Below are 16320 nucleotides of genomic sequence, written 5' to 3'. Positions count from 1 at the left end.
GATGGAAAAAATTATTGATCTGAGAAGTGACACTACAACTCTGCAGAGCTCCAACGTTATACATGCAATAAGTAATGCAACTGTTGGAGATTTTGCTTATGGTGAAGACAAAAGCTGTAATGACTTATCAGAATATTGCAAACAATTATTCAAAGTAGAAGAAGCATTATTTGTAACCAGCGGTATGCTTGCAAATAGATTAGCCATTGCCAGTCAAACAAGTCCTGGTGATGAACTAATAACTCATTATAATTATCACGTTAATTTTTTCGATAGCGCAGGCAATGCAAAAGTAAATAATATCGTATTTAATTGTATTAGAAATAATAGCGGAATCTTAGATATTGCTGAAGTAGAATATGCTATTAATTCTAAGCCGAGGTATAAAATTTTTGCTCAGGTGAGTCTTGTTTCTATAGAAAATAGTATAAATGGGTTTAATGGTAAAATTTATCCTTTTGAAAAACAAGTCGAGTTATATCACTTTTTAAAAGCTCACAATGTAAATCTTCATTTGGACGGTGCAAGAATATTTAATGCTCATATCGAAACAAATATTGCTTTAGCAGATTATGCTAAATATGTGGATACAATGAGCTTTTCTTTTACTAAAGGACTTTGCGCTCCTTTTGGTTCAATGCTTATGGGTAAAAGAGAGATAATTGAAAGGGCTAAAAAGCTACAGGTTTGGCTAGGTAGTGGTTATCATCAGATAGGGTATTGTGCTAATGCAGCAAAATATGTACTACAGAATAATATCTCTAGGCTTAAAGAAGATAATAAGCTTGCTAAATTATTTGCAGATAAGATTAAAGAAATTCCACATGTAAAGCTGATACTACCTTATCCAGAAACTAACATAGTAAGCTTTAGTATAAAAGCACTAAATGTAACTAATGAGGTTTTCTTGAGTAAGTGCCAAGCTTATGGTTTATTGCTTTTTCCTTGGCTCGAGTCTCATATAAGAGCAGTTACCCATCTTGGCACAAAAGAAACAGACATCATGAAAGCTGCTGAAATTATAAAGGAGGTTGTGTTAAATTTAATATGAGAATAAAAATAGATTTCTTTAGCGATTCAAACACTGACCCTTCAGCTAAAATGAGGGAAGCGATGGCTAAAGCAAAAGTTGGAAACGAAGCTGCATGTGAAGATCCAACTGTGAACGAATTAGTGGCAACCGCATGTAAAATATTAGGTAAACCTGCAGGAATCTTTTTGATTTCAGGAACGATGTCCAATGTAATTGCTTATAAAGTACACATTCAAAGACCTGGTGATTACTTGCTGCTTGATGAAACTTCACATCCGCTCATAGTACAATCTGGCTTGATCGCAGCCCAGGCACATGCCACTCCTTTGCCCATCAAAGGTACGAGAGGAATATTTACTGGAGAACAAATTGTTGAGTTTATTACTCGTCCTAGTTTAAGAAATATTCCGAGAGTTGGGCTTGTTTCTATCGAACAAACGACAAATTTTGGTGGTGGAGCTGTGTGGCCTTTAGAATATATTCAAGAGATCTCAAGTCTCTGCAAAGAGAATGACGTATTCACTCATTTAGATGGAGCAAGACTGTTCAACGCTTGTGCTCATACTAAAATATCTCCAAAGGAGTATGCAAGTTATTTTGATTCGGTATTCATTGATTTTAGTAAAGGATTAGGTGCTCCAATAGGCGCAATATTGCTTGGAAGTGAAGAGTTTATTGAAAAAGCTTGGTACTATAAGTTTCAAATTGGCGGAGGTATGCACCAAGCTGGCATTATTTCAGCTGCATGTTTATATGCTCTACATAATAATGTAAATTCTTTAGAAGAAGATCATAAAAAAATGCAGCACCTTATAGAAGGCCTAGACTCCATAGATCAAGTTATAATTGATATCGACCTATATAAAACTAATATAGCGTATTTTTCATTACGTACTAATTGTATATCTACTCAAGAATTAATAAACGTACTAATGACAAATTATGGGATTAGAATGGCTAACATAAGAGGTAAAATCAGAGCTATAACACATAGAGATATAAGCTATGAAGATATTAATGCTACTGTATCTGCTATAAGAAAGATACTAAGTAAGTAATTTTCTGCACTAATTGTTTGCAAACTTCTTGTCAAACAATATTATACCAATATAGTATTATGCTAGCATCTGCATAGAGCTATTTGGGAATAGGTGTGAACTTTGTCTTCTTTCAATATTTACTATTCTTCTGTGGATATATGCTGCTTTATTTATCAAGACAAAGTATACCAATTGCTCTGCCACTGTTAATAGATACTGACCATGTAAAATTAAGCTATTTTTTTGCCTGCTTTTCTTTTTTTTATGGAGTATCAAAATTTGTTAATGGAATAATAATGGACTCCAAAAATAATCCATTATTTATGTTTGGGCTATGCAATATTGCAACTGGATTATTAACCATTGGTATAACTTTATCATATAATAATCTAACTTTATTACTGTTAACATTAATATTATTAGCTTGGACACAAGGGTTAGGTTGGCCAGCTATTACCAAGTTTATGGTTACAAACTCTAGCATCTCTTCAATTGCATCATCATGGGGAGTTATGAGCGCATCTCAGCAACTTGGTTCTTGTATTACTTTAATTGTATTACCAAGTATAATTAGAATATATGATGCAAAAAGTGCATTTTTGTACTCTGGTTTCTTATGCTTACTTTTTGGAATTTATATAATATTAAAGGCATATTACAAAGAAAGTGCCAACTTTACTACCTATTATAAGGTGCAGAAATCTCAAATAGGTATCAAGGTAACAAGTTCCATATGGTTTCTATGTTGTGCTACTTTTTGTGCTTATATTATAAAAATGGGAATTTTCTTTTGGTTTCCTATAATTTTAAGGGATAAATTACAAATTTCTCTTGTACAATCCTCACTAATAACAGGCGTATATGATTTAGGTGGAATCCTAGGAACTTTAATCACAGGAAGAATTAGTGATATGTACTTCTTTCAAAATAGAAGCTTGCTGGCATTACTTTACATGTTGGGTATAGCACTCACTTTTATTGCAATGAATTTTGGTCAAAATATAATTCTTATGAACCTTGGTGCAATCTTATCAGGATTCTTTATATTTGGAGTGCAAGTACTGACAGGTGTTATAGCTGTAGAAATTGCTCCACAAAATAATGTATGTGCAATTGTAAGCTTAACAGGATTATTTGGGTATATTGCAAGTTCAATATTTTCATGCGTGCTCTTAGGAGTACTTGTTAAGCACTGCGGTAACAGTATTATGTTTTCATTTTTTTCCATTTGCTCTGTTGTTGCACTCGTTTGCTTTTCCATACTATCAAGCAAAGATCTAAAAAAACTAAGTAAAGCGGTGTAAAAAAAATTTCTCAACAGTTAAACTTTGTAGATAGATTTTTTACCCAAGGAATAAACATGGTAACCATATCTTAGTAATAGCTCGCTATCTAATAAATTACGGAAATCAAAAACATTAGGTGCAGCCATAATACTCTTTAAACTTGCAAAATCTTGATTTTTAAATTCTTTCCACTCCGTTAACAATAACAAGGCTTCCGCGTCCCTTGCAGCCCCTATAGCATTGTCCGCGTATTCTATATCCTTTAGAACTTGCCTAGCATTATCTATCCCCATTGGGTCATATGCAGTAATTTTAGCCTTGTTATTCACTAACAATTGTGCAATATCTATAGCTGGGCTATTTCTTACATCATCAGTACCAGACTTAAAAGTTAGCCCCCATATTGCTATTTTTTTATTTTGGACTCCATTTAATACATATTCTACCTTTTTAGCAATGTTTGTTATATGATTATAGTTAGATTCCTTAACTGAATTTAAAATTTGTAGCTTGACATTGTGATCTTCAGCAAGCCTTATTAAAGCTGACAAATCTTTAGGAAAACATGATCCTCCAAATCCTGGACCAGCTTTGAGAAATTCCTTACCTATTCTATGGTCCATTCCCATACTGTTAGCTAAAAGGTCAATGTCTGCTCCTAATAGCTCACATAAACCTGCCATCTCATTGATAAAAGCAACCTTTGTTGCTAGAAAAGCATTAGAAGCATACTTAATCATTTCAGCAGTAACTGTATCAGTGACTATTAACGGAATATTCTTATCTATAAATGATCTATATATAACTTCTAGTTTTGCTCTAGCTAGCTTAGTTTTTACTCCTATTATTATCCTATCTGGGTATAAAAAATCTGATACTGCAGAGCCTTGCTTGAGAAACTCTGGATTAACTCCCAAATCAAAGTTATAGCCCTTATTAGATAAATAATTATGTATATTTTCTGCAGTACCAGGAGGAACAGTTGACTTTATCACTATTAAGCAATCTTGATTAACTCTCTCAGAAACTTCACTTACTGCATTATATACATTCTGTAAATTTGCATTTCCTAGGGAGTCTGATGGAGTATCTACAGTTATAAATACTACTTCTGTATTGGGATTTATTTGAAAATACGAATCGAAAAATCTTATCCTTTGTGACTTTATATTATTCTCTAAATAATCTGCTAATCCAGGTTCATATAGAGGAATTTTCCCTGATTTCAAAAGTTCAATCTTCTCAGTATTTATGTCAATGCAATCAACTTTATGGCCCTGCTCCGATAACATTGTACCAGATACTAATCCTACATACCCTACTCCTATAATAGTTATGTGCATTTTATTATCACCTTAAAAATATAGCTTAGCATCTAAAATAAATACCATTAACAATTATAAACTTTTGTTGTTAGATTATTTTTCTTAATTGCCTTACCTTCCGAATAAACTATAAATAAGGTTGACGGTATTAATATCAAAGTACCATATAAAGCACTTTTATCAGGTAATTCATTAAATATAACGTATGTTACTATTGCAGAAATTATTAGCTCTATGTATCTATACGGTGCAAGTGCAGTAGCATCAGTAAGAGCAAAAGCTTTTAACATGAAGAACAGAATTAGGTTTGAACTTATTCCTAAAATCAGCAGTAATACTAACTCCAACAAGGAAGGCATATGCCAATAAAATAACAAAGGTGGAGTAGAAAAAATAGTTGTCGTTAGAGCTGAATAAAATAACATACTTATTACTGACTCTTTTATTACAAGTTTCTTATTAAGTATATCCAATATAGCAAAGATCAATGCAGATACAATAAAAATAAGAATTTTAGGATTAAAATCTTCACTATGAGCTTTGGTAGTAATAGCAATACCAACAAAGCCAATAACAGTTACTATCCATCTTTGCCAAATTATATTTTCGTTTAGCAAAGGGATTGCAAGAAGTATAACAAATAATGGTATAGAAAAACTTATAATCGTTGCAGTTACTATGGGGAAAACAGTCAACCCGTAAGTCCATAAGGTCATTCCACAAAACAACAACCCACCCCTGGTTATTTGAGTAGATATTTGACTTGTTTTAAAAGTTTCTATTCCATAGTAAAACATAAAAGGTACAAGGGTAATAGTGGTAAACAGAAAGCGGAAAAAAATTATTTCAAAACTCTGAAGATGTAAACTTAGATATTTTGATATAGTATCATTAGCTACACTACTAAATAAACTAAGTACAAACCAGCCAACTCCAAGTAAATAAGCCCTTAATTTGTGATTCATAAAGCTCTTACATAAATTTCCATAATATAACTTTACTTTAAAAAGATTAACAACATACAGGCTTTCTTCCACCTACTGTTTAACCATATTCATGAATATTTAGTAAAAGTGGCATGAGAAGTATTATATAAAATTTGGCTTAATTGTATAGTTTTAATAAACAGAAATGCTACCTGACTTTTTTGTAATATATGATAATATTTGCGAATGTAATCATAATCATCACATTATGTGGATAATACCATAACTAAAAACATCAAGTGCCTGCAGCAAGAAGCCTAAGAAAAATAAAATAATAGGGAGTAAGCACTTCTACTGATAGCTCGGTGGCAATTTTACTAACTAGCTCCTCTGATAGCATTAGCTATATGCGTTTTAGCATCAATAAATTTGAAGTTTATCAAACAACGCAAATTAGCAGCAAAACTTTATGAAAATGCTTCAGTTGAGTCAGCTAAACAAGGGTTTAGAACAGATATATTAACTACTTTCACTTATATCTTAATAGAATATTTCTAAGTATCCCTGTTTTTAACCCAGAATTCAAGTCAATTAATTTTTGGACACTCACTAGCAGTTAGGCCACTTGCTCGCACAATAATATCAATAGCAACACCTTCCTTAACTAGATCTTTTGCAATCTTGATTTTCTCTGCTTTTTTAACCTTTTCTTTACCAGTTTGCATTCCTTCAGATAAAGATCTAGCTACCGTATCCAGTAATTCTTGATCCTCAATTTTTTCGCATTTACCTACAAACCGCAAAACTGGCTCATTTTCATATTCTGTTAGTCCAAGAGCTTTAATGTTAACTGATAATGTCTTTGCTATCTTATATAATATTTCAATTGGAATGTCTGTATATCCTCGTTCATAGTCGTGTATTTCTTTAGGTGTTGAACCGATTTTATTTGCCAAGTCCTCCTGAGTGTATTCCCGTATTAATCTCTGCTCTTTTATCCTTTTCCCCACTTTGTAGAGTATAGAATCAGTACAAATTTCTTTCTCTATATCATCATATTCGTAAGTAGATAAGCGAGTCACTTGGAAAATAATATCAACTGAAACTCCTTCTTTCACTAGATTCTTTGCTACTTCTATTTTCGCTTCTTCTTGACTAATTTTTTCGCTAATATATACAAACCTTACTAATGGATACAGTTTCTTTCGTAATTCCTGATCCTTAATTTCTCCATGTATTTTTGTTAGATAGACTATTTCTTTATCCTCATCTTCGTACCAACCGTTTTCTCTTAGTACTGTTGGTCCTGGAAGTAGATCTATAACATTGACTGACAATGCTCTTGCTATTATATACGATTCTTTGATTGTAATAGCCTTGCACCCTAGTTCAAAGTTATGTATTTCCTTATGTGTTAAACCAATTTTGCTTGCTAATTTTGCCTGAGTATACCCTTGTACTATCCTATAACCTTCTATTTTTTTCCCTAGCTCGTAGTTTACTGAGCCAATATGCTCTGAATTATCATAGATAAATCCTCTAAAAGCTGTTTTTCCTACAGAAGCAAACATATATTCTATCACAAAAAAAATCCACTATTGGCTAAGTTTTTATGAAATCACAAAAATTTCTCAATCATATAATTTGATAAGCCTGTCGTTTGCAAGATAATATCAACAGAAATTCCTTCTTTAACTAAATTCCTTGCAACTTCAATCTTCTTTTCCTCTCTGACCTTTTCTCTACAAACATGTATACCTTCAAATAAAGACTTGATTAGCATATCGCGTAATTCCCGACTCTCAATCTTTTTGTATTCTTCTATCAAATTTGATAGCTTTTCTTCCGCTTCTTCATCTGATTCGGGAAGTAGATCTATGATACTGATTGATAATACCTTTGCTATTTCATCTAACATTTCAAGTGAGACAGCAGCTCGCCCTTGTTCATACTCGTATATTCCTTGATTTGTTATGCCAACTTTATTCGCTAAATCTTTTTGTGTATATCCTCGTATCAATCTCCACTCTTTTATCCTTTGCCCTACTTTGTATGGAACCGGAATTTTGTTCTCCTCATACTCACCAATAGATAGGTTAGTTGTTCGAGAGATAACATGAGCAGAAACTCCTACTTTCATCAAACCCCTTGCTACTTCCATTTTTACCGCTTTTCTGCTTCTTTCCTCACTCAAACGAATAAATTTGGTTAATAAATAAAATACCTCGCTTAATTCTTTATCCTTATACCCCTTTACTAAATTTAATATTTCTTTATCTTCAAAATATCTTTTTTCATTTGGTAGCGTCTCTCCACAAACTAGACCTTTAACATTTACTGATAATGCTTCTGCTATAGCATATAACTTCTTAATTGGAATTTTACGGTTCCCTTTCTCATATTGCAGTATTACCCAGTACTTTACACCAATTTTCTCTGCTAAACCCTTCTGAGTATAACCTCGCTCTAACCTCCAACTTTTTACTTTTTGTCCTACTTCATAATCTAGACTTTTTTCCATACAAAGAACCATACATATAATATTTTCTACTATAGCTCAAAGGCTCCAGGGAGAGTAGACCAGTGGAACTTCCCCTACCAGTCTCTCGCAGAACTGTACATAAACCTCTCAGCTTATACAGCTCCCATTATTTAGCCTTTTTGACCCTAAACCTAGTGTCCAATGATAGAAAATATTTGGAGACCTATCTCTCACCTTTCCTAGAAATTGTCTTGCTAGTCTTCCGTGACTCCTGAGTCTCTTATATTTCCTTTTGACCCACTTTTCTAGATGCCGCTCTACATTCTTTAGAGATTTGTAGACCTCAGTTCTGTAAAATTTGCCATAGTACTGATACCAGCCTCTGACTATTGGATTTACTTTTCCTGATATCTCCTCTAATGTTATATGCGTATTTCGTAGCATTTTCCATGATCTTATGGTTGTAGTAATCTTTTTCTTGGCCTTGTTGCTAATTGCTGGGAGAAATGAAACAAAATGCTTCCCTATTTTATTTCTTGCTAACCTGGGTCTGAATGTGTAACCCAGAAAATCAAAACTTTGTTTAGGAAATTCATCTCTCCTATTGTCATCCTTACAGTACACTATCTGTGTCTTTTTAGGATGTATAGCCTTTCTTATAATAGTCCGAATGCGATAAGATATGTGTTTATGGCTATAGCAGGCCAGTAGCATATTACGGTCTGTTCGGATTATTGTAAAAAAAGCTATACTTTCAACCTATACTCAGCCAATCTTTCTTCGATCATTACTTTCACAAATCTTGTCTGTTTCTCTGTTCTGCAGTGCACTATCGCATCGTCCACATATCTCTCAAATGGTACCGTCGGATAGTTCTTTTTCATCCATATATCAAACACATGATGCATGAATATATTAGAGATGATTGGGCTAACTGAACCTCCTTGCGGAACTCCTTTATCCCTAACTACTTTACTGCCATCTGCAAGTTGTATAGGGGATTTCATCCACCTTTCAACATATAGTATGACCCATTTGCAGTCTGTGTGTTTCTTGATAGCCTGAAGTGCTAAGTCGTGATCCAGATTGTCGAAGAACCCTGATATATCAAGGTCTACCACCCAATCGTACTTCCAGCATCTCTTACGCGCTGTATCTACCGCATCCAATGCTGATTTATTCGATCTATAACCATATGAATCCTCATGGAATTTTGGCTCCACTAACGGTTCGAGATACATTGTTACTGCTGTTTGCGCTATCCTATCTGATACTGAAGGAACACATAAAATTCTTTGTCCTCCTCCCATATCTTTCGGTATTGCTACAGCTTTTACAGGCTCTGGAAAATAACTTCCGGATGACATACGATTCCATAGTTTGTATAGATTATCTTTTAGATTTTCCTCAAACTTTGTTATCGAAACCCCATCTACACCAGCAGCACCTCTATTTTTCGATACTTGTTTATAAGCTCTCCAAATAAGTTGCTTTGGTATATCAAAAGACTTTGTTTTATTCATTAACTCCTCCCTTTCGGTTGATAAATAACTAAAACTAAATAACTCAGCTCCTTCGCTCCATTTCCATTACAGAAACTTCTTCACTACTACGAGCTGATCCGCCCCTGTTTTCCGCATCGGTACTCTCATCCTCAGAGATCAGCTCCTTGGATTTCTCCCTTATCATCGAAACGACAGGTTCCCGCAGTTCCACGCAATAGCCCAAAATAGATTCATGCCACCTCTATGCCGGACGCCATCTATCCAGTAAACAAGCTCCCGATAGATTTATCCCAGGTTAAGTCTAACCCCTGGTTTTGACATCATCCAATTCCTTTCGACACTTTATCAGTGGTTCATTTTCATTCATCTCTCTATTTTACACATGACGCATATTTGCGCCTTTTCCATAACGCTCACTACCTTAGCTTTTTACCAAAGCAGCTTATGGTTGTTTGAAGCCTGCTCTTGTAAGCCGGCTCCGAGGGGCCCACCCCCATCTATTGCGTAGCTTTTGCACTTAGTTTGCTCTTACTTGAACATTCCTTGTGTCTCTACGGCACACTAGGCTCTCAGAACTTCAAAAATCACCATGTGATCAAATAACTGATTCACTTAAAAAACAAGATGATAAGCTGAAACAAGGCATTTCAAGACTTATTGATAGCTATACTCAAGGGTATATTAGCAAAGAAGAATTTGAACCACGAATTAAAGCAGCAAAACAGAGCTTAAAAATAGTTGAAGAGGAAAAGAAAAAAATATTCAATCGAAAAAATCTACAACAAGAATTAACTCTCGTTGTAACCAATTTAGAAGAGTTTTTTTCCAATATTAAATCAAAGCTTGATGATTTAGATTGGCTAACTAAACGTAATGTTATCAGAATATTAGTTAAGCGAATTGAAGTTGATATTGAAGAAGTAAATATAGTGTTTCGAGTAAAAGATATACCTCATTCTACAGAACATAACAATCAAAAAGGTCAAAATTTACAACATTGTCGTAGTAGTCAAAATATCAACTATTGATTGTTTTAAATGCTCTATACCACTTATTGTTTTACCAGTTTCAGAATTCATACCACGCATATCACTTACCCTGCAAAGACATCATTGCTTCCTTGTTCTGCCACTGCTCCACAGGAAATTAGGTCACCAGTACGAGCAATCGCTTTGCTATTTGCAAACACTGAATCTGACCCCTCAAGAAGGGATTGACTAGTATGTGGTGGTTTATAAGGGTCTGTTGATGCATGTTGTGACCATTCATCTCCTTGACGATGCACAGGCCTACCATTTACAAACACATTACTGCTTCCTCCTATGCCAGGGCTTTGTAAATAATCTCCATGTTGGTTACACATATCACCAAAACGAACAACTTTTCCCTGTTTTGCCAAACTTAAATCTTTGTCTGATTCTGAAAGTCGTTTTTGCCCTAACAATGAACCTCTTGTTTCCTCCTCTCTTCTTGACTCATCTTCACATCCTGATTCATATCCACTTAATTCTGATGTTTGAGAGGTATACTCAATATCACCAATCATAATACCCTTATCATTATTAGCTCTAACATTTTTCTCCGGCTAGTTTAAATCTATTTTTTTCGCATTTAACTTAATGCCACTCTCAGTAATCTCTAGACTTGAGTTCCCAACCTGTAAGACAATCTTTTCATCAGTTATATTTGAACTTGATTTTCCCGTTTTTAAAATAACTTCCTTACTAGTTACTTCCATTTGCGTTTCTTTCACTGCAAAAACAAGAGCTCCTTCTTCTTTGACAGAAATTGTAAACTTATGACCATTTCGGTCATAGTAAATAACTGTTCCATCTTTAAAAACAAAACCGCTTACTTCTTCCTTACTTCCTTCTGGAATAGGATATTTTTTATAATAAATTGCAGGTAAGACAATCCCTTTGGCAATTTCACCAGATGGCGAAAGTACTATCACCTGTTCTCCAATACTTGGTGCAGACCAACTTCTGTCTTCTCCAGCTCTTGCTGTTACCCATGGCAACCAGTCTGTTAATATATTACCTATCATTTTTACACGTACCTTAGCCGTTCCACAGCCTACTTCTTCGACTGTGCCAACTCTAATCAAGTTATTAAGTTTTATTAGTAAGTTCGCATCTTCAAAACTATTCATCATTTTTGCCAACCTTTACATATTTATGCTTATTAGCAACTCCAATATCAGGCGTAAACCCAATGTAAACAGTACTCGGCGGAATACTACTCTCTGCCCATACTGAATCACCAAGATGTACTTCATGCACCCACTCTACCATCCACACTAAATATGCATCGAGCTCTGGCCTAAAATCATCTCCTCCTCCTGAGATAAATTCTCCTGGTGAAATTTTCTCCACTTTCCAAGTGTTTTTATTTACCACTCTTGCTACTTCTGCCGCCAATGCTCTGACAATAATAGGTGCATTTTCTATTGTGCTATCAATCACAATTCGTGCTTCAAATTTTGCTCTCAGCGCTAATTCTTCTGTTCCTGGATCATGTCCTTTTTCAAAGCCACTAAGTTCTATAAATACTGCTGGTGCTATCAATTCTTTCCTGATTGCTGGATAAACCTCACAAGTTTGAATTGCTGGTATCTCTGCCTTTAGCGTATTACAAATTGCCTCATGTAAATTAGTCCAAAATGCCGTCATAAAATAACTCATGTGTAAAATATTTTTCAAATATCCTTTCAACTTCATAATTAACAAGATTTTCTATTATCCTTGAAGCCTCAGGTTCAAGTGGTAGTTTAACCTCCTGTATCGGTAGTGCTGTTCTTCCTACACGTTTAAAAATACCACGATAGCCTCTTGGCATTGTTGCCATAAATTCATCATTAAATGCTGTTCTTATTTTTGCTTGTTTTATATTTATATCATACAGATATGCTCTAATTAAAACTTTCAAAGTGCTTTTTCTTGACTTGATGATTCTTAGTCTTTTTCTAATTACTTTCAGCCTAATTTGCTTTTCTTCACTGATTTCTCGGACAGCCTGAGATTTTAACCATAGTGCCGTTTTGTTTAGCGCTCTTACCGCTGCCAACTCTACTTTAGCTTTGTTAGCATCAATGTCGTGAGTAATTCTCTCAATGTTTTCATTAACTTCAATTTTAAACATCTTTCTCTCCAAGTACTGTACAGTTTATATTCCAAACTATTCCTGAATTACCTCGCAGTGGCGGAGAATATACTTTATATTTACAACCATCAATAACAAAAATATCTCCCACCATTGGCCTGAGTACATCAAAAACGCTTACCTCAAGAAAAAGCATCTCTCCCACAAATTGTCCTTCACCAATCTCGTATAATTTATCTGGCTGTTGCTTTAGTACTTGTACCATATATGACTTATCCTTTGATTCATACAAAGCTACTTTTCCTAAATGAGCAAAACAATCTTTAAATAATCTCTTAATATTCTCTTGCACATTTCTCCGCTATATACTAACATTTATATGCTAAGAAGAGGTAAAGCATTCTTCTGCCTCACACCGCTTTATATTTGTTCTACCTATGTTGCAACGATCTTGACTAGTATTGCTGGACGGTGGCACATTGGCAGAGGGTTTGACTGCGTATGCAAATCAGTCCCTCTATCAAATCTTCTTGGCTCTTGTTTTGCATAGAGTGGCTGTCCAAGAGTATTTACTGTCTCATTAAAGTCTGCTGGTGCAAAATATGTTGTAAATGTGCTTGCTGTTCCTAGTGGAAAACAGTGCCCTGTATCTTTGTCAATAAATCTTCTCACGGTTCCTTCAGGATCAGTTGCTTGTCCTCTATATTCCTCAAACGTTATTCCACAGAACGCAAATCCTGACCTCATATCATTTCTTAGCGCTGCTCCTTCTTGCCATCTCTCATATGCTTCTTTCACTTTAGTATGAGAAGTAAGTGCATCAAAAAACTCAGGGCTTACTAAAGCATGAATTCCTGTCATATATTCACCACTTAGATTATCTTCTATGTGCCGGAGTACTTCCAGACACTTACGCTTGACATCTGTTGTTGCAGTTCCTAGGGCAAAATTTACTACTTTTGGTGTTATTTCAAATTCGTTGTACAGATTTAATAATTCTGACCCATCAGCATCAAGAATAATTCCCTTCAGCGCTCCCATTCGCAAATGCTCTAATGTTATTGCATGTTTGTTTCTCATTAGCTGTAAATGGTCAGTTATTACATCTGCCAGCGCTTTAAGTTCACTTTCTGATCCAAATGCTCTTATTCCCTGTACTTCTTCTGGTAACACTACATCATCATGTGGAATATGTGGAATCGTAAATGTTCTTACCTTTCTTTTTCCTCTTTTTCCTACTGTTGCTGGTGCTCCGGGTACTTGCGTTGGTAGTAAACTTAATACTCCATTTTGCTCTTCTATGGTAATATGTCTAAATCTTACTGACCTACTTGGAAATAAATTTAAATTTTCAACTCGTCCATAATTTATCGGCAATATATTCATCGCATTTGTTAGTGCCGTCATACTAAATGCTGTATTTGTAAATGGATTTTGCATTTTTTTTCTCCTTATTAATTTTAGTTAAACTCCCTTGCGGATAATGATCCCTCGTGCTTCAAGTTGCTTTACTGCTGCATTTTTCTGCTCTTCAGTAATATTTGCTGGCCACACAACTGCATGATCGGCAAGAAGAGCAATACGAGTAATTATTATTGCTTTAGTATCTCCATCTTTGCTATTTACATCGCTTGTTATTACACCTATCGCTGTTTGTGTGCCATCTGTGGCAGTTGGATTTATTACCTTAATCATGTTGTCTTTATCACGACCAACAACTGTACCAAGTTTAAGATTTTGACCTTTAGCTACTGCTATTGAGTCTCTTGAATACAGGCTTGATGCCTCATACTTTAATAAGTCACCTAGATTATTTTGTTCGGTTATAGTACTCATTTTGCTTTTCTCCTTTTGTTATATATTTTAAATGCCTACGACTTTTCGCTACCTGCATCATCAACTCTTCTCCTGAATTCTGTGGTATTGCACTCAGTATCTCTGTCTTTTTCGTTTGCTCTGCAAGTAATTCCATTAAAACTTCCCTTGCTTGCTCAACACTTACGCCCTGCTCAATAAATTCTCCTATTTTCTCTGGCATTCGTGATAAGTTACATAAACGCATTAATTCAAGAACTTCATTACGATACTTAGTTAAATTATCAGTTTCTAGGTCAGTTCTAGTTTGTTCATTCATAGTAATACTCCTGTTTTTATTAATAAATTTAAACCCCGAAAGAATTGTCATTCCATCTGCAAGACCCATCTCTATTGCTTTCTCGCCAAAATATAGCCCTGCTTCAGTATTTTTTATTGCCTCTACAGAGAGGCTTCTATTCCGCGCTATTAGCTCAACCAGCATTCCATATAAACGATTCACTTCGCTTTTTAGATTTTCTAAACTCTCAGAAGTTATTGGCTCATGTGGATTTAAATCATTTTTTCTACTTCCAGCAAATACTGTAGTATATTTTACCCCCTGTTTTTCATCAAACCCACTTTGATCTATATGACTTGCGATTACCCCTATACTCCCAACTCCTGAAGTGCGGGTGAGAAAAATCTTTTCAGCACTAGAAGCAATTGCATACGCAGCAGAATACGCATCGTCATTTGCTATTGCAATAATTCTCTTTTTTGCTCTTGATTCATAAATAAAATCAGCAAGGTCAAACACTCCATTTACTTCTCCTCCTGGGCTATCTATATCAAGTAGAATCGTCTCTATGCTTTTATCTTCTAAAGCGCTCTCTATCTCTTCATGAATTTTTTCATATGATGTCATACCCAGTAAACCATCAAAAGTTTCTGACTTTTTTGTCAAGATTCCATGTATCGGTATTATTCCTCTTTCACTATTTCTTACTGCATGTTTTATATTTTTAAAGATAGGCTGCTTTCCTGTTTGTAGTGACAGTAACTCAAAACTCCTTGGTTCTACCATTACACATCTGTTTAGCCATTGTTGTTTCATATCACCTCTTGATTTGCAGTAACCTCAGAATCAAAACTTAAGCCCAGTTCACTTGCACGTCTTTGATCTTCTGCTATTTCTTGGTCAATTTCTTCAACATCGTAACCCATTTCTGATACTACTTCTGATCGACTCTTAAATCCATTTCTTACTGCCATTTGCTGTGCTTGCTGATCTTTTAGCGGATCGACCCAATCAAATCCCTGTGGTATCCATTTTACTTCTTTTTTTGCTCCTTCTTTTCCCTTTGTCCATTCTTCATCTATGTTTAACTCTCCAGAAAGTAGTGCTAACTCTAACCACCTATCCCATACAGGACGGCAAAACTGAAATACCATAATGTTATGCTGTAACATTGTGCACCTCCTGCGAAACTCTATCAGTCCTGCTCTAATGGATGAATAATTAACACCGGTTAAATCTCCTGTTAGTTGCTCATATGTTATTCCTGTGCCTATTGCTATTGCCCTCAATTGCTGTCTCATGAATGCTTCATAACTTCCTCCAACATTGTAAATTAAAAATATGATATAAAGGAGATAAGAGGGAAGATAACCCTACTCACTATAGGAATAGAGTTATCACGGGCGTGTGCGACCGACCAACTGTTGGTATTATAACCGTTCGGATCAAGGTACACTAGCCCATCTCTCGATACGTTTGAATAGTTGCATGGGACATATGTATGCACCCGTTTACAATCTTAAATT

At 34.9% G+C, this 16320-nt stretch carries 18 protein-coding genes and 2 pseudogenes; 4 read left to right on the top strand and 16 right to left on the bottom strand.

Annotated features, from left to right (window positions below; genetic code table 11):
* The first annotated feature begins 1 nt into the window (after position 1).
* From OOK97_RS05625 to OOK97_RS05615, 3 genes are all read left to right on the top strand, one after another.
* Positions 2 to 1051 carry a threonine aldolase family protein gene (locus OOK97_RS05625; protein ID WP_264705669.1) on the top strand — a complete coding sequence of 350 codons (1050 nt, stop codon included), beginning with the start codon at positions 2 to 4 and terminating at the stop codon, positions 1049 to 1051.
* A complete protein-coding gene (locus tag OOK97_RS05620) occupies positions 1048 to 2091 on the top strand; it encodes a threonine aldolase family protein (protein WP_264705136.1) in 1044 nt (347 codons plus the stop codon). Before OOK97_RS05625 ends, OOK97_RS05620 begins: the two co-directional genes overlap by 4 nt.
* Positions 2092 to 2231: 140 nt before the next feature.
* Positions 2232 to 3377, top strand: a complete 1146-nt coding sequence (locus tag OOK97_RS05615) for an MFS transporter (protein WP_264705134.1) — start codon at positions 2232 to 2234, stop codon at positions 3375 to 3377.
* Between the two features lie 17 nt (positions 3378 to 3394).
* On the opposite strand, the gene OOK97_RS05610 is transcribed toward OOK97_RS05615, so the two are convergent.
* The 6 genes from OOK97_RS05610 to ltrA form a co-directional block, all read right to left on the bottom strand.
* A complete protein-coding gene (locus tag OOK97_RS05610; protein WP_264705132.1) occupies positions 3395 to 4702 on the bottom strand; it encodes a UDP-glucose dehydrogenase family protein in 1308 nt (435 codons plus the stop codon).
* 47 nt (positions 4703 to 4749) lie between these two features.
* Entirely contained in the window at positions 4750 to 5649 is a 900-nt protein-coding gene (locus tag OOK97_RS05605) for a DMT family transporter (protein WP_264705131.1), read from the bottom strand.
* Between the two features lie 548 nt (positions 5650 to 6197).
* Positions 6198 to 7181 carry a WO male-killing family protein Wmk gene (gene wmk / locus OOK97_RS05600; protein WP_264705130.1) on the bottom strand — a complete coding sequence of 328 codons (984 nt, stop codon included), beginning with the start codon at positions 7179 to 7181 and terminating at the stop codon, positions 6198 to 6200.
* A gap of 47 nt (positions 7182 to 7228) precedes the next feature.
* Positions 7229 to 8131 carry a WO male-killing family protein Wmk gene (gene wmk / locus OOK97_RS05595; protein WP_264705129.1) on the bottom strand — a complete coding sequence of 301 codons (903 nt, stop codon included), beginning with the start codon at positions 8129 to 8131 and terminating at the stop codon, positions 7229 to 7231.
* A 108-nt stretch (positions 8132 to 8239) separates the two neighbouring features.
* Positions 8240 to 8806: a group II intron maturase-specific domain-containing protein gene (locus OOK97_RS05590; protein ID WP_264705128.1), complete on the bottom strand. Its 567-nt coding sequence runs from the start codon at positions 8804 to 8806 to the stop codon at positions 8240 to 8242.
* A 32-nt stretch (positions 8807 to 8838) separates the two neighbouring features.
* Positions 8839 to 9615 carry a group II intron reverse transcriptase/maturase gene (gene ltrA / locus OOK97_RS05585; RefSeq protein ID WP_264705127.1) on the bottom strand — a complete coding sequence of 259 codons (777 nt, stop codon included), beginning with the start codon at positions 9613 to 9615 and terminating at the stop codon, positions 8839 to 8841.
* 527 nt (positions 9616 to 10142) lie between these two features.
* Here ltrA and OOK97_RS05580 point away from each other — a divergent pair.
* Entirely contained in the window at positions 10143 to 10625 is a 483-nt protein-coding gene (locus OOK97_RS05580) for a hypothetical protein (protein ID WP_264705126.1), read from the top strand.
* On the opposite strand, the pseudogene OOK97_RS05575 reads toward OOK97_RS05580, so the two are convergent.
* The 10 genes and pseudogenes from OOK97_RS05575 to OOK97_RS05530 all read right to left on the bottom strand — a co-directional run.
* Positions 10602 to 10685, bottom strand: a pseudogene (locus tag OOK97_RS05575) (GPW/gp25 family protein); the annotation flags it as partial. The gene OOK97_RS05580 and the pseudogene OOK97_RS05575 overlap by 24 nt on opposite strands.
* A gap of 5 nt (positions 10686 to 10690) precedes the next feature.
* The gene (locus tag OOK97_RS07310; protein ID WP_319803566.1) at positions 10691 to 11143 is read right to left on the bottom strand and encodes a PAAR domain-containing protein; all 453 of its coding nucleotides are present in this window, start codon (positions 11141 to 11143) and stop codon (positions 10691 to 10693) included.
* Between the two features lie 39 nt (positions 11144 to 11182).
* Positions 11183 to 11752, bottom strand: coding sequence for a phage baseplate assembly protein V (locus OOK97_RS05565; protein WP_205517798.1), 570 nt, complete (start codon positions 11750 to 11752; stop codon positions 11183 to 11185).
* Positions 11742 to 12269 carry a hypothetical protein gene (locus OOK97_RS05560; protein ID WP_224721422.1) on the bottom strand — a complete coding sequence of 176 codons (528 nt, stop codon included), beginning with the start codon at positions 12267 to 12269 and terminating at the stop codon, positions 11742 to 11744. The genes OOK97_RS05565 and OOK97_RS05560 overlap by 11 nt, the downstream gene beginning before the upstream one ends.
* The gene (locus OOK97_RS05555) at positions 12250 to 12738 is read right to left on the bottom strand and encodes a phage tail protein (RefSeq protein WP_164224822.1); all 489 of its coding nucleotides are present in this window, start codon (positions 12736 to 12738) and stop codon (positions 12250 to 12252) included. Before OOK97_RS05555 ends, OOK97_RS05560 begins: the two co-directional genes overlap by 20 nt.
* Positions 12731 to 13051, bottom strand: a complete 321-nt coding sequence (locus tag OOK97_RS05550) for a head-tail joining protein (protein ID WP_174516711.1) — start codon at positions 13049 to 13051, stop codon at positions 12731 to 12733. The genes OOK97_RS05555 and OOK97_RS05550 overlap by 8 nt, the downstream gene beginning before the upstream one ends.
* Positions 13052 to 13134: 83 nt before the next feature.
* Positions 13135 to 14139, bottom strand: a complete 1005-nt coding sequence (locus OOK97_RS05545; RefSeq protein ID WP_264376316.1) for a major capsid protein — start codon at positions 14137 to 14139, stop codon at positions 13135 to 13137.
* Positions 14140 to 14163: 24 nt separating this feature from the next.
* Positions 14164 to 14535: a head decoration protein gene (locus tag OOK97_RS05540; protein WP_264705125.1), complete on the bottom strand. Its 372-nt coding sequence runs from the start codon at positions 14533 to 14535 to the stop codon at positions 14164 to 14166.
* Positions 14510 to 15610, bottom strand: coding sequence for a S49 family peptidase (locus OOK97_RS05535; RefSeq protein ID WP_264705124.1), 1101 nt, complete (start codon positions 15608 to 15610; stop codon positions 14510 to 14512). Before OOK97_RS05535 ends, OOK97_RS05540 begins: the two co-directional genes overlap by 26 nt.
* A pseudogene (locus OOK97_RS05530) lies at positions 15607 to 16122 on the bottom strand (phage portal protein); the annotation flags it as partial. The pseudogene OOK97_RS05530 and the gene OOK97_RS05535, both read right to left, overlap by 4 nt.
* Positions 16123 to 16320 lie beyond the last annotated feature (198 nt).

The sequence above is a fragment of the Wolbachia endosymbiont (group A) of Gymnosoma rotundatum genome (assembly GCF_947250765.1).
GTDB lineage: Bacteria > Pseudomonadota > Alphaproteobacteria > Rickettsiales > Anaplasmataceae > Wolbachia > Wolbachia pipientis.
Note: the sequence above shows the minus strand (reverse complement) of the source record. Positions and strands in the feature narration are given on the sequence as shown.

Excerpts from the sequence above, each read along its gene's own strand:
- OOK97_RS05540 (WP_264705125.1), bottom strand. The coding sequence starts at position 14,535 with ATGAGTACTATAACCGAACAAAATAATCTAGGTGACTTATTAAAGTAT.
- OOK97_RS05610 (WP_264705132.1), bottom strand. The coding sequence starts at position 4,702 with ATGCACATAACTATTATAGGAGTAGGGTATGTAGGATTAGTATCTGGT.
- OOK97_RS05545 (WP_264376316.1), bottom strand. The coding sequence starts at position 14,139 with ATGCAAAATCCATTTACAAATACAGCATTTAGTATGACGGCACTAACA.
- OOK97_RS05535 (WP_264705124.1), bottom strand. The coding sequence starts at position 15,610 with ATGAAACAACAATGGCTAAACAGATGTGTAATGGTAGAACCAAGGAGT.
- OOK97_RS07310 (WP_319803566.1), bottom strand. The coding sequence starts at position 11,143 with ATGATTGGTGATATTGAGTATACCTCTCAAACATCAGAATTAAGTGGA.
- OOK97_RS05590 (WP_264705128.1), bottom strand. The coding sequence starts at position 8,806 with ATGCTACTGGCCTGCTATAGCCATAAACACATATCTTATCGCATTCGG.
- wmk (WP_264705130.1), bottom strand. The coding sequence starts at position 7,181 with ATGTTTGCTTCTGTAGGAAAAACAGCTTTTAGAGGATTTATCTATGAT.
- OOK97_RS05555 (WP_164224822.1), bottom strand. The coding sequence starts at position 12,738 with ATGTTTAAAATTGAAGTTAATGAAAACATTGAGAGAATTACTCACGAC.
- OOK97_RS05615 (WP_264705134.1), top strand. The coding sequence starts at position 2,232 with ATGCTGCTTTATTTATCAAGACAAAGTATACCAATTGCTCTGCCACTG.
- ltrA (WP_264705127.1), bottom strand. The coding sequence starts at position 9,615 with ATGAATAAAACAAAGTCTTTTGATATACCAAAGCAACTTATTTGGAGA.
- OOK97_RS05560 (WP_224721422.1), bottom strand. The coding sequence starts at position 12,269 with ATGACGGCATTTTGGACTAATTTACATGAGGCAATTTGTAATACGCTA.
- OOK97_RS05625 (WP_264705669.1), top strand. The coding sequence starts at position 2 with ATGGAAAAAATTATTGATCTGAGAAGTGACACTACAACTCTGCAGAGC.
- wmk (WP_264705129.1), bottom strand. The coding sequence starts at position 8,131 with ATGGAAAAAAGTCTAGATTATGAAGTAGGACAAAAAGTAAAAAGTTGG.
- OOK97_RS05565 (WP_205517798.1), bottom strand. The coding sequence starts at position 11,752 with ATGATGAATAGTTTTGAAGATGCGAACTTACTAATAAAACTTAATAAC.
- OOK97_RS05605 (WP_264705131.1), bottom strand. The coding sequence starts at position 5,649 with ATGAATCACAAATTAAGGGCTTATTTACTTGGAGTTGGCTGGTTTGTA.
- OOK97_RS05620 (WP_264705136.1), top strand. The coding sequence starts at position 1,048 with ATGAGAATAAAAATAGATTTCTTTAGCGATTCAAACACTGACCCTTCA.